Origin of the sequence: Bradyrhizobium sp. 61 (genome assembly GCF_023073075.1) — a bacterium.
GTDB lineage: Bacteria > Pseudomonadota > Alphaproteobacteria > Rhizobiales > Xanthobacteraceae > Bradyrhizobium > Bradyrhizobium barranii.
This window is the reverse complement of the sequence record NZ_JADPIU010000041.1, coordinates 39,022-54,059: the sequence shown is the minus strand read 5'-3', so window position 1 is coordinate 54,059 and position 15,038 is coordinate 39,022. Positions and strand designations below refer to the sequence as shown.

Annotated in this window: 12 protein-coding genes; 10 read left to right on the top strand and 2 right to left on the bottom strand. The window is 61.5% G+C overall.

The genetic code is table 11. The annotated features are described in order from the left end of the window. Positions 1-9 precede the first annotated feature (9 nt). The 7 genes from IVB46_RS12120 (at position 10) to IVB46_RS12090 (ending at position 10,933) form a co-directional block, all read left to right on the top strand. Positions 10-741, top strand: a complete 732-nt coding sequence (locus IVB46_RS12120; protein ID WP_247314876.1) for a sulfite exporter TauE/SafE family protein — start codon at positions 10-12, stop codon at positions 739-741. Positions 742-1,938: 1,197 nt separating this feature from the next. Next, positions 1,939-3,207 (top strand): NHLP bacteriocin system secretion protein, encoded by a 1,269-nt coding sequence (locus tag IVB46_RS12115; protein ID WP_247314878.1) that lies wholly within the window; start codon positions 1,939-1,941, stop codon positions 3,205-3,207. A gap of 12 nt (positions 3,208-3,219) precedes the next feature. Further along, the gene (locus IVB46_RS12110) at positions 3,220-5,436 is read left to right on the top strand and encodes an NHLP family bacteriocin export ABC transporter peptidase/permease/ATPase subunit (RefSeq protein ID WP_247314879.1); all 2,217 of its coding nucleotides are present in this window, start codon (positions 3,220-3,222) and stop codon (positions 5,434-5,436) included. A 38-nt stretch (positions 5,437-5,474) separates the two neighbouring features. Continuing rightward, positions 5,475-8,327, top strand: a complete 2,853-nt coding sequence (locus tag IVB46_RS12105) for an NHLP bacteriocin export ABC transporter permease/ATPase subunit (RefSeq protein ID WP_247314880.1) — start codon at positions 5,475-5,477, stop codon at positions 8,325-8,327. Positions 8,328-8,390: 63 nt separating this feature from the next. Beyond that, on the top strand, positions 8,391-8,900 hold the full coding sequence (locus tag IVB46_RS12100; RefSeq protein WP_247314881.1) for a cyclic nucleotide-binding domain-containing protein: 510 nt from the start codon (positions 8,391-8,393) through the stop codon (positions 8,898-8,900). Between the two features lie 125 nt (positions 8,901-9,025). Then, on the top strand, positions 9,026-9,205 hold the full coding sequence (locus IVB46_RS12095; RefSeq protein WP_247314882.1) for a hypothetical protein: 180 nt from the start codon (positions 9,026-9,028) through the stop codon (positions 9,203-9,205). A 369-nt stretch (positions 9,206-9,574) separates the two neighbouring features. Next, entirely contained in the window at positions 9,575-10,933 is a 1,359-nt protein-coding gene (locus tag IVB46_RS12090; protein ID WP_247314883.1) for a site-specific integrase, read from the top strand. A gap of 99 nt (positions 10,934-11,032) precedes the next feature. Here the strand turns inward: IVB46_RS12090 and IVB46_RS12085 are convergent, their stop codons facing one another. Then, a complete protein-coding gene (locus IVB46_RS12085; RefSeq protein ID WP_247314884.1) occupies positions 11,033-12,004 on the bottom strand; it encodes a GlxA family transcriptional regulator in 972 nt (323 codons plus the stop codon). Positions 12,005-12,170: 166 nt separating this feature from the next. Continuing rightward, on the bottom strand, positions 12,171-13,127 hold the full coding sequence (locus IVB46_RS12080) for a GlxA family transcriptional regulator (RefSeq protein WP_247314885.1): 957 nt from the start codon (positions 13,125-13,127) through the stop codon (positions 12,171-12,173). Positions 13,128-13,274: 147 nt separating this feature from the next. Here IVB46_RS12080 and IVB46_RS12075 point away from each other — a divergent pair, with 147 nt between their 5' ends. The 3 genes from IVB46_RS12075 to IVB46_RS12065 all read left to right on the top strand — a co-directional run bounded on the left by IVB46_RS12075 (position 13,275) and on the right by IVB46_RS12065 (position 15,015). Continuing rightward, positions 13,275-14,153: an alpha/beta hydrolase gene (locus IVB46_RS12075; RefSeq protein WP_247314886.1), complete on the top strand. Its 879-nt coding sequence runs from the start codon at positions 13,275-13,277 to the stop codon at positions 14,151-14,153. A gap of 301 nt (positions 14,154-14,454) precedes the next feature. Next, the gene (locus tag IVB46_RS12070) at positions 14,455-14,598 is read left to right on the top strand and encodes a hypothetical protein (RefSeq protein ID WP_247314888.1); all 144 of its coding nucleotides are present in this window, start codon (positions 14,455-14,457) and stop codon (positions 14,596-14,598) included. Between the two features lie 42 nt (positions 14,599-14,640). Further along, positions 14,641-15,015 carry a hypothetical protein gene (locus tag IVB46_RS12065; RefSeq protein WP_027568291.1) on the top strand — a complete coding sequence of 125 codons (375 nt, stop codon included), beginning with the start codon at positions 14,641-14,643 and terminating at the stop codon, positions 15,013-15,015. The last annotated feature ends 23 nt before the right edge of the window (positions 15,016-15,038 follow it).

The window sequence follows — 15,038 nt, the reverse complement described above, 5'->3', positions numbered from 1 at the left end:
AGCGGTACTATGTCAGACATAGCGGCCTATTTGGTACTGAGTGGGGCGGTTTTCGCGGGCGCGTTCGTGTCCGGCCTTTCCGGGTTTGCGTTCTCGGCGGTCGCCGGCGCCATCCTGCTACACGTTTTTCCGCCCATGGAAGCTGTGCCATTGATGATGGCTTGCAGCATCACCGTGCAAGCGGCCACGCTGATTGCGCTACGCAAGAGCATGCAATGGAAAACCAGCCTCGTTTTCATCGCTGGTGGACTATTAGGAATTCCGATCGCGGTCTATCTCCTGCAGAAGGTGGATACCGGGATCTTCAGACTGGGTTTTGGAACTCTCTTATCCCTTTACGCGACATATGCCTTCTTGCGGCCGACGCCTGCCTTCTCGCGTCGGATGGAGAGCCGGAGCCGGAACGTGCTGGTAGGGTTTGGTGGGGGACTGGTCGGCGGGTTGACCGCGATGCCCGGCACACTTCCTGCGATCTGGTGCGACATCCATGGTCTCCCCAAAAATCAGCAGCGCGGCCTGGTTCAGCCCTTTATATGGGTAATGCAACTGTTCGCCCTCGCTCTCATGCTTTCGCACCACAGCCTCTCGTTAAAGGTCTTGATCGACTTTGGCATTTCTCTGCCCGCCTTAGCTGCTGGAACGGCTGTGGGTATCGTCCTGTTCGGACGGATCAACGAATCAGCCTTCAAACGTATTATCCTGGGCTCGCTGCTGTTTTCGGGACTTTGCCTTGTGATCTAGCAGGGGGGCTTTGTGGAAAGGTGTGAGTGGCTTCTGGCAGGACATCTCACACTTCGCCGCCACCTGCGGCGGCGCAGGGCGTCTCGACATTAGCCTCCTGACCGACGACGAAATACGGCATTTGCCGTATCGCCCAGCGACGGAGATAAAGATATGAAGCTCGGTCATGGGGACGAATGTCGTCTCGAGCATTCGCATGAGACGCTTGGCATTGATGAAACCGGAGATGGAATATGACCGTTGCGCAAGATGCGAATAAACAAGGGGAAGCTGAGGGCCTCGCGGACGCCGCTCAGGACAGAAGTTCCCAGACGTTGTTGACGTCTGAAAAGGATGAGCTCGGCGATAAGTCCCTGGACGATGTTTCAGGCGGCAGCTCTGGGCGGCCATTCACTACCACTGGCAAGGGGGGCTAGAAGGCACCTGAGCCGACGACGGCTCGAAGAGGTCACCTCTGCCGCCGCCCATCGGTCCGGAAATGGTCCATCTCGATATAGGCATGTCCGCTCTACCCATTCCTGGAAGAGCGAACATGCATTGAGCGCGGGTTGCAATGTCGGGCCCCGATCAGCATGGATGAAACATGGAGATTGAATATGACCAACGGGCAGGACACGAATCCGACAGGGCAGGCCCAGCCTGGTGAGAGGCCCAAGGACGGCGCCGCGAACACGATCTCGTCGACGTCTGACAAGGATGCACTCGGCGAGGGCTCCCTGGACGATGTAGCAGGGGGCGCTTGGCCGAGCAGCACCACTAAAACCACGGTCGTCCCTCCGACTATCTGACCTCAGGGTTCATAGCGTGACCGGCTTGGATATTGCCGAGCCTTTGCGATGACCGATGGTCCCGCGCGCGGGGCGTCGGTCATTTTGCCTTTGGTGCGCCATTGCGGCGGCGGCATTTGACCGCCTCGAGACAGCCATGCCTGCCAATCAGGCATTGTGCTTCGTATGACGCGGCGGGCTGCGGCCAAAGCGAGCGGACGATGTCGAAAAGCTGTTCGCGTGGCCCGATATGAGCGAGTTCGGCGTGGCTGCACGAATGCCAGGCTGCGAGCTGAAGGTTTGGGTTTCAAAAAGCGCGCGGTCAAAGAATTTGCCAGCGCGGGCAGGCGATATCCTGCTTGAAAAGATGAAAGCATTCCGGCTCAACTTGAGCCCAGCCGAAGTGGGTTCGGCATTTGCGGGAGCCTGTGTGAAGCGGGGGACGGAGCGAATCTTTCGGGACGCGGCCATCGAGCGGCTTTCGAATCCCGAACAGCTCGATCATGTCGTCGGCGTCACGCGCCCGTTCGACTGGATGGCCGCAGCGGCGCTGGCGCTGGGTCTTGCCGTGCTGCTCGCCTGGAGCGTGCTGGGCCGCATTCCGACCCGCGTGTCCGGCGATGGCATTTTGTTGAGCAGCGGTGGTCGCCTGGTCGACGCCGTGTCCGCGGTCAGTGGAAGGCTAGCCTCGCTCGACGTCGGTATCGGCGACGAGGTCCGCCGTGATCAGGTGATTGCCCGGGTCGCGCAGACCGAGACCGAGCAGCGGCTTCAGCAGGCGAGGGACGTCCTGCGCGAGCGCGAGCGCGAGCATGCCGAGCTCACCGGGGCGATCTCGCGCGAGATCGATGCCAAGCTTGCGAATTATGCGGCTCAGGAAGCCGGCCTTGCCAACGTGATTGCGGCCGCCGAGCGGCGCACCGCCTATCTCACAGACGAGGTGGCCAAGCTCGAGCCTGCCGCGGCAAACGGAACCGTCACGCGCAGATATCTCGAGGACCGCCGGGTCGAGCTCAACAATGCGCGGGAGCGCATCACCGACGCGAAGAACGACATCCTCAAGCTCAACGCGCAGCGGCTGGATCTGCAGAGCCAGCGTGAGCGCGATCGGCTGCAGTCGGAATTCAAGGTGAACGATGCAAGGCGGACGGTCGAGCAGATTGCAGCCGACCTGGAGCGGGGGTCGCGGATCGTCAGCCCCGCTGATGGCCGCGTCGTCGAGGTCAAGGTATCCGGCGGCGCCGTGCTGACAACGGGGACGCCGATCGTGGAAATCGAGACCGCGGGCCAGGTTCTGGAGGCGACCGTCTATATGCCGCCGGACCGCGGCAAGAACATCAGGCCGGGTATGGAGGTTCGTGTCGAGCCGACCACCGTCAAGCGGGAAGAATACGGCGCGATTGTCGGCAGGGTGGTGACGGTCTCGGATTTCCCTGTGACGCCGCAGGGCATGTTGGCGGACCTGCACAACGACGCGCTGGTGAAGCGCTTTTCGCAGGACGGCGCGCCCTATGCGGCGAAGGTGACCCTGGAGCGCGATCCTTCTACCGCCAGCGGGTATCGCTGGACCTCCGGCAAGGGGCCGCCGATCCTGCTCTCGAGCGGCACGTTGACCCGCGCCGAAGTCACGACGCGCGAGCAACCGCCGATCGATCTGGTGATCCCGCTGATGAAGCGGCTTAGTGGCATTGGTGGCTAGGAATACCAGTGCATGACCGGGTTATCGCATCAAGCTGACAACCGGCCGGGTTTGCTCGATCGCCTCGGCAACAAGATCGGCCGCATGCGACGGCGCTGGGTCACCCCCACGGTGTTCCAGATGGAAGCACTGGAATGCGGCGCAGCCTCGCTCGCGATGATTCTGGCCTATCACGGTCTTTGGGTGCCGCTGGAAAAGCTGCGCGAAGCCTGTGGCGTTTCGCGGGACGGCAGCAAGGCCAGCAATGTGCTGAAGGCTGCGCGACAGTTCGGATTGACCGCAAAAGGTTTCAGGAAGGAGCCGGCGACGCTCCATGAGCTGCCGATGCCCTCGATCATCCACTGGAACTTCAATCATTTCGTGGTACTGGAAAAGCTGGATTCGGATTGCGCCTATGTCAACGACCCTTCCGTCGGGCGTCGCAAGGTCGGCCACGAGGAATTTGACGCAGCCTTCACCGGCGTGGTCCTGGCGATGGAGCCGGGTCCCGGGTTCAAGGCAGGCGGCCGCGAGCCCGATTTCTTTCCGCTGCTGCTGCGGCAACTGTCGAATTCATTCGGGGCGGTGGTGCTGCTGGTTGCACTCAGCATGGCGCTCGTGGTGCCTGCCATACTGGTCCCGGCATTCGCGAAGATCTTTGTCGATGACGTGTTGATCAAGCGCGCCGAGGGCTGGTTCACGCCTTTATTGATCGGCATGGGGATCACCGCGCTGGCGCGGGCGCTGATGACCGCGTTTCAACAATCGTTGCTCCTACGCATCCAGACCAAGCTCACGGTGACGATGGTCAGCCGGTTGATCTGGCACGTCCTGACCCTTCCGATGGAGTTCTTCACTCAACGGCATTCGGGCGATCTCGCCAACCGCGTCGCTGCCAGCGAACAGATCGCCCAGCTCCTTTCGAACGGGGTGGCCGCCAATGCGCTGAATCTGGTCTCGGTCATCTTCATCGCCATCACGATGGCGTTCTACGACGGCCTTCTGGCCGCGATCAGCGTCGCCATGGCTCTGCTCAATGTCGTCGTTCTCAGGCTGGTTGCGCGCCAGCGCGAGGACTTCAACCGCAAGCTCGTCATCGAACGGGCCAAGCTGAACGGAAGCACCATCGAGATCATCCGCACGATCGAAACCATCAAGGCCGGCGGTCTGGAGGATGACGCCTTCGCGCGCTGGGCGGGATTTCAGGCAAAAGTCCTGAACGCCGAGCGCGATCTCGGCGTCTACTCGACTTTCCTGGACGCCTGCCCGATCTTCCTGACTGGATTGACCATCGCGGTCGTGCTGGGCGTGGGCGGCTTACGGATAGTCGATGGCGCATTGACCATCGGCGGCCTCGTCGCGCTGCAGGCGCTGCTTGCGAGCCTGGTCGAGCCGGTCAACGCGCTCGTACAGCAGACCACTGCGTTCCTTACCATCAAGGGCAATTTGTTCCGGATCGAGGACGTCTTCAACTATCCCGCCCGTCCCTTGGTGCCGATTGAGCACGCGCCGGCAGGCATGCCGCCGAAGCTCTCGGGCCGGGTCGAGCTCAAGGATATTTCGTTCGGCTATTCCGCGCTCGAGCCGCCGCTGATTGAGGATTTCTCGCTGGTCGTCGAGCCCGGCCGCCGGGTGGCCCTGATCGGGTCATCTGGCAGCGGCAAATCCACGATCGGACGGTTGATCAGCGGGCTCTACCGGCCGTGGTCCGGCGACATCTGCATCGACGGCTGGCCACTTGCGGAGATTCCCCAGGAGATCTTCACCAACTCGGTCGCCTATGTCGATCAGGAGATCCTGCTGTTCGAAGCGACCGCCCGCGATAACCTCACGCTCTGGGACGACACCGTGCCCGAAGCCAGCGTGTCGCGCGCGCTGAAAGATGCGGTGATCCATGAGGAAGTCGCTGTCCGCGCCGGCAATTACGATTGCCAGATTGCCGAGGACGGCAGGAATTTCAGCGGCGGCCAGCGACAACGGCTTGAAATCGCGCGGGCGCTGGTGGGCAATCCTTCCGTGATCGTGCTCGACGAGGCGACTTCAGCGCTGGATCCGATCGTCGAAAAGGCAATCGACGATAATCTCCGGCGCAGGGGCTGTACCTGCATCATCGTCGCCCACCGGCTCAGCACGATTCGCGACTGTGACGAGATCCTGGTGATGAACAACGGGCGGGTCGTGCAGCGGGGGACGCATCAGGAGCTGCTTGCCGAGGGCGGCGAATATGTCCAGCTGGTATCGGCCGAATGAACAGTGCGTATCAGCCTCCACATCTCGAAATCCCGCCCTTGAGCGAAGACGCCTCGTCCGCCCCGGTGGCGCTCGAGAGCCATCGACCGCTGCCGATCAATGACGTCGATCGCGTCCTTCACGTCGTGCGTGGCTATGTCGACATTTTTGCGGTGAGGGAGACTGCCGCGGGCGAGCCGAGCCGGCGGCATCATCTGTTTCGGGTCGAGCAGGGCGGCGTCGTTTTCGGCCTGCCCGGTATCTGCGATGCGAGCGGCAATTCGCTTGCCGCTATTGCGGTTGGCGGTCTCGAGACGGAGATCGTGATCGGTCGTCGCGGCCGTTTTGCGGATCGGGACAGGATCGACGCATGGACTGCGCAGGTCGCAGGACTCATCGCAGCCTCCCCTGCAGGAGCACTCGTGCAGCAGGCCGCGATCGGATCGCAATACACCCTGGCGTCGACGGAGTTTCTCCGGTTGTCCGGCCGGCGGGTCGGCTGGATTGGGATCGAGCGCGGGACCATCGGCGTGATGGCGATGCCGGAGAGCGATGCCTCAGACGTCCCCGTGCCCATGCCGCCGGGAACGTGGATCGTCGCCCGTGAGGAGGCCACCCTGACGGTTCGGGAGAGCGGGGCGTTTCCGCTTGCCGAGATATGGGCCGGCCTCGATCGATTCCATGCACGCGTGATGGAGAGCCTGCGTCGCAGGATCGACGAGGACGCCGTCGCGGAGGCCGAGCGCCTGCGCCAGCGTTCGAATCTCAACCGGATGCGGACCAGAAGCGTTGTTGGTCGTCTTGCCGGGATCATCGCCGCCGAAGCCGGATCGCAGTCCGGCACGGTTGGCGCCAGCCATCTGCTTGCCGCCTGCCGGGAGATCGGAGATGCCATGGGCATATCGCTCGAAGCTCCGGCCAGCATGCTGTCCGGAAGCGACGATCTCGCGAACGCAACGATCATCGCAAGGGCGTCGCGGGTGCGGAGCCGCCGCCTGTTGCTGCGAGCGCAGTGGTGGACAAACAGCGCCGGTCCGTTCGTTGCGTTTCTCGGCGAAGACCGACGGGCTGTCGCGGTCCTGCCGGGGCCAAGCGGTCGCCACATCATCGTCGATCCCGGTGCCGGCACGCGCCGCGACCTGACGCGGGCGACCGCATCCGAGCTGGCTCCCGAAGCTGTGACGTTCTATCGGCCGCTGCCGTCGCGGGCCCTGATGGTTCCCGATCTCTTCACATTCGGCGCCGCGATGGTTCGGGCCGATCTCCTGCGCATCATGCTGGCGACCTTGTGCCTCGGCCTTCTCGCGCTGGCGCCGCCCCTGGTCACCAAGCTTCTGATCGATTCCGTGCTGCCGCGCGCGGAAGCCGACCAGCTCCTGATCTGCACCATCGCGCTCATTGTCGTGACTTTGGTCGCCGGCGGATTTCAGATGATGCAGGGGATCGCCATGCTCCGGCTCGAGAGCCGGCTGGATTGGGCGTTTCAGGCGGCGGTCGTCGACCGTCTGCTGCGGATGCCGGTCGCGTTCTTCCGCGACTTTTCCGTCGGCGATCTCGGCGACCGCGCGCTTGGGATCGAAGCCGTGCGCACGATCGTCACCGGCCGCGTCATTCGCGGATGCTTGGCCCTGGTACCCTGCTTCTTCAGTTTTGCCGTGATGCTGTACCTCGATGTCAGGCTTGGCATGTTGGCTGCTGCACTCGCCGTGCTGCGCGTCGCAATCGTGGTGGCGATCAGTCTGGCCCGGCTGTCGCATGAACGCGAGAGCCTTCATCTGCAGGGACTGCTGGAGGGATTGGTTCTGCAGTTTATCACCGGCGTCGGAAAACTGCGGATCGCCAATGCGACCATGCACGCGCTGGCCATCTGGGTCGAGCGCTTCGCCGAACAGAAGCGCAATTTCGTCACGTCGCAGCGCGCGCGAAATCTGCAGAAGAGCCTCGAAGCGGCATTTCCGCCATTGGCGACGCTGCTGATCTTTGCGGTGGCTGAGAATGTGTCTGGCCTCAAGCACGACCTCGGCACCTTCCTCGCGTTCTATGCGGCATTCGGCCTGTCGCTCGCTGCGGTCGGCGAGTGGGCGCAGGCCGTCGGCGAACTGCTGGTCGCCATCCCGAGGATCGAGCGGCTCCGGCCGATCATCTCGACGGCGACTGAAATCAGCGACGACCGGAAATCGGTCGGCGACATCAGCGGCGCGATCGAGTTCGCCAATGTGTCGTTCCGCTATGGTGGCGACGGGCCGCCGATTCTCGACGACATCAGCCTCAGCATCGGCGCAGGCGAGTACCTCGCCATTGTCGGCCCGTCGGGAAGCGGGAAATCGACACTTTTCCGTCTGCTGCTCGGCTTCGAGAAGCCTCAAGCGGGCGTAATTTTTGTCGACGGTAAGTCACTCGAGACTATCGACATTGGACTGCTGCGTCGGAAGGCCGGTGTCGTGCTGCAGAATTCCAGGCTCGCATCCGGCAGCATCTATGACAACATCTGCGGCGGAGCCCAACTGTCGATTGACCGCGCCTGGGAGATTGCACGGCTGGCGGGACTCGATGCCGACATCGAAACCATGCCCATGGGCATGCAAACGATCATTGCCGAAGGCATCAGCACGCTTTCGGGCGGTCAACGCCAGCGACTGCTGATCGCGCGGGCGCTTGCCCACGGGCCGAAGCTCCTGCTGATGGATGAGGCGACCAGCGCGCTCGACAATCGGACCCAGGCCGTTGTCAGCGATTCGATATCGCGGCTCAATCTGACTCGCATCGTCATCGCACACCGGCTCAGCACCGTTCAGTCGGCGGACCGGATTGTCGTCCTGGGTGGTGGGAGGATCGTACAGACCGGCACCTTTGGCGAGCTGATGGCGCAGCCGGGCCTGTTTACGGATTTCGCAGAACGTCAACTGGCTTAGGGAGCCGATATGCGCAAGGTCCTCTTCATATTTGGCGTGCTGAATGATTCCGACATCGACTGGATGGCGCGTACCGGCTTCCGCCGCGGAATTGGACGACAGGAAGTCTTGATCCGGGAGGGCGTGCCGATCGACGCGATGGTCCTGCTGTTGCAGGGAAGGATGGGCGTGAGCGTGTCCGGCGCCGGTGAGATCGCCCAGCTCGAGGCCGGTGACTTCATTGGCGAGATGTCGCTGGTCGATTCGGTGCCGCCCTCGGCCACGGTTGCTGCGAAGATCGATTCCGTCGCCCTTTTTCTCGACAAGAAAATCCTGCTCCGGAAGCTCGCGGGAGACCACGCGTTCGCCAGCCGATTTTATCGCGCTCTCGCAATCCTGCTGTCGGATCGCCTGCGGGCCACCGAGCGCAGGATGGCCTACGGCGAGCAGGACCATGGACTGGGTGACGAAGCGATACGCCTGAAGGATGAGCTTGATCCTGGCGTCCTCGATCAGGTGTCGGTGGCAGGCGAGCGATTTGACCGTCTGCTCAAGTTTGTCGAGCAGGTCGCGATGAAGGGTGCCAAATCCTGAGGTCGAGGCAGGGCCTTTCGGAATTTCCCGCTTACCGACGACGAAGTACGACATCTGCCGTATCGCTCGCAAACGAATCCAACGGTACCTTTCCCCCTCAAGCGCACCAAGCAAAGGAGCATTTGATGACGGACGACAAGTTGCATCAACAAGCGAACAGCGCTCCGACTGGGCAGCAAGTGAGCGAGCAAAAGATCTCGTCAAACTCGCATAAGGATGCGCTCGGCGACAGCTCGCTGGATGACGTTTCAGGCGGGCTTTGGCCGTCTGTAATGTCCGGCAGCACATACAACCGGACCATCTGATTTCTTGCTGACCAACAACGCGCGTCATCCGATGGCGTGATCGAAGAGTTCGGCCCGGCCGCGGTGCATCGGGCCGGAAATAGCCATCGCGTAAATACTCGCTTCTCCGCTTTGCCCATTCCCGGTGGAAAGGGCGTCAGGTCATCGTGCGCCCGACACGGTTCGAAGGTGTGACCTCTGCCTTCGGAGCAAGATAACGTACCCATCCGAAAAATGCGATAGGGCACGCTATGCTACGCTATCCACCTGAAGCAACTGGGTATTCTCAACAACAACAGCGACGTTCCTATCCGAAACCCCGCACCGATTTTCTCCCGCCTGCTTACGCGTTGCTTACTTGGGAGATCGCGCCTGGAACGAAGGAACGTCATGGTCAAGATCACGAAGAGGGTTGTCGAGGCGGCGGATGCCCGAGAGAAGGACTACCTCATCTGGGACGACGAGCTACCGGGCTTTGGACTCCGGGTTTTTAGCTCCGGAAAGCGCAGCTACGTCATCCAGTATCGATCGAGAGGTCGGTCTCGTCGATACACAATTGGGCTTCACGGAGCCTGGGCACCAGAGACGGCACGCCGAGAGGCAAGGGTGCAACTCGGCCGGGTCGCTGGGGGTGATGATCCCGTCGAAGATCGCCAACTCGATCACAAGGCGATCACTGTGAGGGAGCTGTGCACCCGCTATCTCGCGGATCTGCAGGCCGGCCTCATCCTTGGGAAAGGCGGGCGACCGAAGAAGGCCTCAACGATCACCACAGACACGGGCCGCATTGAGCGGCACATCATTCCGCTCCTAGGAACCAGGCGGGTCAAGGATCTCACCAAGACCGACATCAACAAGGTCCTCAAGGACATCATGGCCGGAAAGACCCGGGTGTCGGTCAAGACTAAGAAGCTGCGCGGCAAGGCCATCGTCCGGGGCGGCGCTGGAACGGCCACGCGTACCGTGGGCCTTCTCGGCGGCATCCTTACCTACGCCGTCGAAGCAGGGATCATCGAGAGCAACCCGGCCCATGGTATCCGCAAGCCAAAGGACAATGTGCGAAAGCGTCGACTGTCGGAGGCGGAGTATCGAATACTCGGTCGGATGCTCCGCGACGCCGCCAAGCAGCAGAAATACACCACGATCGGGGACATTGTCCGTCAGATTGCGCTGACCGGCTCCCGGCGAAGCGAAATGATCGGCTTGAAATGGACGGAGGCTGATACCGAGGCGAGTTGTTTGCGACTGGAGGACAGTAAGGAAGGTGAATCGATCCGCCCCGTAGGATTGCCTGTCGTCGAATATCTCGAGCAGCGTCGCACCGACCATGTCGGCACATTTGTTTTCCCGGGGCAGGGCGAGGACAACGCGTTCGGCAGTTTCCCGAGCCATTGGAAGCATATCTTCAAGGACTCCCCGCTATCCGATGTGACGCCGCACGTCCTCCGTCACAGCTTCGCGAGCATGGCCAACGATCTCGGCTTTACCGAGGTGACCATCGCGGCTCTGGTCGGTCATGCCAAAGGTTCGGTGACGAGCAAGTACATCCATACGCTTGACACCGCGCTCATCATGGCTGCGGACACCATCTCGGGCTATATTCAGGGGCTCCTTGACGGCATCGAATTCAAGCAAACCGCCTACGCGTTGGACCGCGATTCACGAAAAGCCGCGCTGGCCCGCTTCTTAAAGAAGGCATCCAACGGCGACCACGAAGACGGCGAAGAGGATCGCCGCTTGGCCGCCTAGGTATAATCGGCGCTTAGTGGGGTTGCAGGCGACTTATCCCCAAAGAGAATGCGCTCCGTAGATGCCAATCCTGACAGAAAACCTCGGCCAGACCCAAAGTCAGGCAGTCGCCACCGCCTCCCGTCGAGCAATCCTGCGCAACACCTCCGGGGGCACACCGAAGGCCCGGAGAAACGCCCGCCGCATGCGTTCGCGGTCAGCAAAACCCGCTTCCTGCGCTACGACGTTAACCGTGTGCCGCCCTTCCTCCATCATGAACCTGGCAGCTTCCAGCCGAAGTCGCTCGACAGCCTTCGCCGGGGGCTGACCCGTCTCGGCCAGAAAAGAGCGGCTGAACTGACGAGGGCTGAGGTTGGCGACGGCCGCAAGCTCCTCGATTGTGAGCGGATTCCGCAGATTTTGACGGATGTACGCCACGACCAATTCTATGCGATCGGATTTCGGCGTCATGTCGAGGAGAGCGGAATGCTGTGTTTGTCCGCCCATCCGACGTTGATTAATGACCATAAGCTTGGCAGCGACCTTCGCAACTTCGGGACCCAGGTCCTTATCGATCATCGCTAGGACAAGGTCGATTCCTGCGGTCATTCCAGCCGACGTCCAGATCGGACCGTCATTGATGTAGATCCGGTCCTCCTCCATCCTGACATCCGGAAACCGAGCCTTGAAACTTGCCGCTTGAATCCAATGCGTTGTCGCACGGCGACCATCAAGAAGTCCGGCTTCAGCGAGAACAAACGCCCCGTTGCAAAATGAAGCGGTGCGCCTCGACGCCCTCGCAGCTTCTTGCACGAAGGCAATCAAGTTTGCGCTCGATGGGGCCATTTCGAACGCGGTGATCGCGCCGACAATAATTGTATCAAAAGCCGGATCGCCGAATGCTTCGGTGTCAACGGTCAAACCACAGGAAGATCGAACGGGACCGCCGTGCTCTGACAACAGATGGAGGTCATAGTGGGTATCGGCCGGAGGCGGCTTCGCAAGCCCGAATCCCGTCATTTCGAATGCCGTCATGGGCGCAAGACTCAAGAGCTGGAAGTCGTGCGGGACAATGAGACCTACCCGATGCATGGCTGCTCCTACTGTCCGAAATGTGGATGATAGTCCAGACGGGTATCATCCAGGAGGCATGCTCTGCTGTCGAACCCGGATGCTCACGCACGGGCCGGATGGCCGAGAGCGCCGTTCGGCCCCGCATTGAGAGCCAGACTCAAGCCTACATTTTTTATAGCCCAAGTCAGGCAGCCGCCACCGCCTCCCGTCGAGCGTTCCTGCGCAATATCTCCGGTGGCACGCCGAAGGTCCGGAGGAACGCGCGACGCATGCGTTCTCGGTCCACAAAGCCCGTTTCCCGCGCCACGACGTTAACCGTGTGCCGTCCCTCTTCGATCATGAACCTGGCGGCCTCCAGCCGGAGCCGCTCCACGGCTTTTGCTGGTGACTGGCCGGTCTCAGCCAGAAAGGCGCGGCTGAACTGGCGGGGGCTCAGGTTGGCGACCGCCGCAAGCTCTTCGATCGTCAATGGGTTCTGCAAATTTTGGCGGATGTGCGCCAGGACCAATTCGATGCGATCGGACTTCGGCGTCATATCAAGGAGTGCGGAATGCTGTTTTTGTCCACCCATCCGACGCTGGTTCATGACCAGAAGCCTAGCGACCATTTTCGCGGCTTCGGGACCGAGATCATTATCGATCAACGCCAGAACGAGGTCGATCCCCGCGGTCATTCCCGCCGAAGTCCAGACCGGTCCGTCATTGATGTAGATGCGGTCCTCCTCCGCCCTGACATCCGGGAACCGAGCCCTGAAACTATCTGCATGAGCCCAATGCATCGTCGCGCGTCGACCATTCAGAAGGCCCGCTTCAGCCAGCACAAACGCGCCGCTGCAGATCGAGGCGATCCGCCTGGATGCTTTGGCTGCCTCCTGCACGAACGCGATCATGGTCGCATCGGACGAAGGCATGTCCATCTCGGTGATCGAACCCACGATAACTGTGTCGAAGGCGGGATCTCCGAACGCCTCGGTTTGCAGCGTCATTCCTGACGAAGACCGAACCGGACCGCCATGCTCTGACAACAAATGGATGTCGTAGCGCTGGTCGGCGGGAGGCAGATTGACGATTTCGAATGCCGTCAGAGCCGCAAGGCTCATCAGCTGAAACCGTTGCGGCACGATGAAACCGACCCGATGCATTTTCGCTCCTGTGGCACGAATGGTGGCAAGAACGACCTACGTCAGCCCCGCCGTAATCGCTAGAGTCCGAGCAACAAATCTCGCACTGGCTCCTCGCCGCTAAGCGACACCCATGTCAGCGCTTCCGTGAGGAAGAAAGGATGATGCATGTCTTCCGATCACGCCGCCTTCGTCGAGCATCGCATTTCTAGGGGCGAAGGAAAAGTCTACGCTCGAGATTATGCGGGTTCTGGCCCGGCCTTCGTACTCATGCACGGCTTCCCCGACAATCTGCACATCTGGGACGACCTGATTCCGCACTTGGTCGCCAGCGGGCGGCGCGTGGTGACGTTCGATTTTTTGGGCCTTGGCGCCTCCGACAAGCCCGCCGGCACCGTCTATAGCTTTAAGCAGCAACTTGGCGACCTTGAAGCGGTGGTCGAGGGTCTGGGTCTGGGTCTGGGGACGATCGTCCCGGTCGCTCACGATTCCTCGGGGATGGCGGCGCTCAACTACGCGCTCACCCATTCGGACGGTGTCGATTCCGCGATCATGCTCAACTCGGCCTATAGCGAGGACTCCACGGTTCTTTGGCCCGAGATGATCACGCTGTTCGCGACCCGGAGCATGCAGCCCCTGGCCATGGCGATCGCCCAGAGCCCCGAACAGTTTGGCTGGCTGCTGAGATGGCAGCAGAAGAAATTCCTGGATTCTTTGCCCGAGGCGCAAAAGTCCCATTTCAGCGCGTTCATCGGTCCGCTGATCAGCGACAACTTTATCGTCCAACCTGGCGCCGGTCCTGCCTTCGTCCAGTTGGCGGCGGAATTCTTCGATGAACATGCCCGAAACGCAAAGCATCTGACGGCGCTCAAGACGCTGGATATTCCAGTCAAGCTGATCTGGGGACGGTACGATCCTTACTTCCCCGCCGCCATGGCCGAGCGGCGCCAGTCTCAGCTCAAGAATGCGTCCCTCACCGTCATACCGGCAGGTCATTGGCTGCAGGCCGACGAGCCCGCGCAAGTGGCGAAGGCGATGCTGTCATGAGCCGCGTCCTCGACAAGCTCGCTGTGAACGCGACCCGCATGACCAGGCTCGCCTGCTTCGGCGCCCTCGTCGCGATGTTCGTAGCGATCAGCCCGGCCACTTCGTCCGCTCAGTCGGCACCATCTTCGGGCCTTGACGTACCGACCACCAAGCTGCTGGCGATCGGACCTTCACAGCCAAAGGGACGCCGGACCAGTGGAAGCCGCTCCTTCCTTCTGAAGTGCGCGACACCGTACGGCTCTATCTCGCTGGGAGAATCGACCAATGGTACCTCAAGCAGGACCAGAGCGGTGTCGTGTTCATGATGAACGTCACCGATCCGAAGGAGGCTCTGGAACTGCTGGGCAGGTTTCCTTTCGGCCAGGCGGGGATGATGGAATTTCAGATCATCCCGCTCGGCCCGATCGCGCCGCTTCGCGTGCTTTTGACCGAGCCTGCGAAGTAGTTCGCGGCGCTCCGGACCAATCTATCAAAAGGAATTAGCAAAATGCCCGACAACAAGAATCCGCGCGTTCATGCCGAGATACTGCCCGCGCTTGCCGCCGTCGTCGTTCCGACGACCAAGATCCTGGCGATCGGGTCGGTCACGGCCAAGGGCACGCCCGCGGCAATCGCACCGGTCCTGCCCCATGAGGTTCGTGCGACGGTCCGCAATCATCTCGCTGGAAAGATCGAGCAGTGGTTCTTCCAGACGGAGGGCTACGGCGTCGTCTTCATCGTGAACGCGACCAGCACTGCGGAAGCGCACGAACTCCTAGAGAAGCTTCCTCTTGGTGTGGCCGGCATGATGGAATTCGAGCTGATCGCTCTCGGCCCGCTTGCGCCGCTCGCCATGCTCATCGGTGAGCCTCCGCGTTCGTGATGCGATCCGCAAACCGCGTTGGG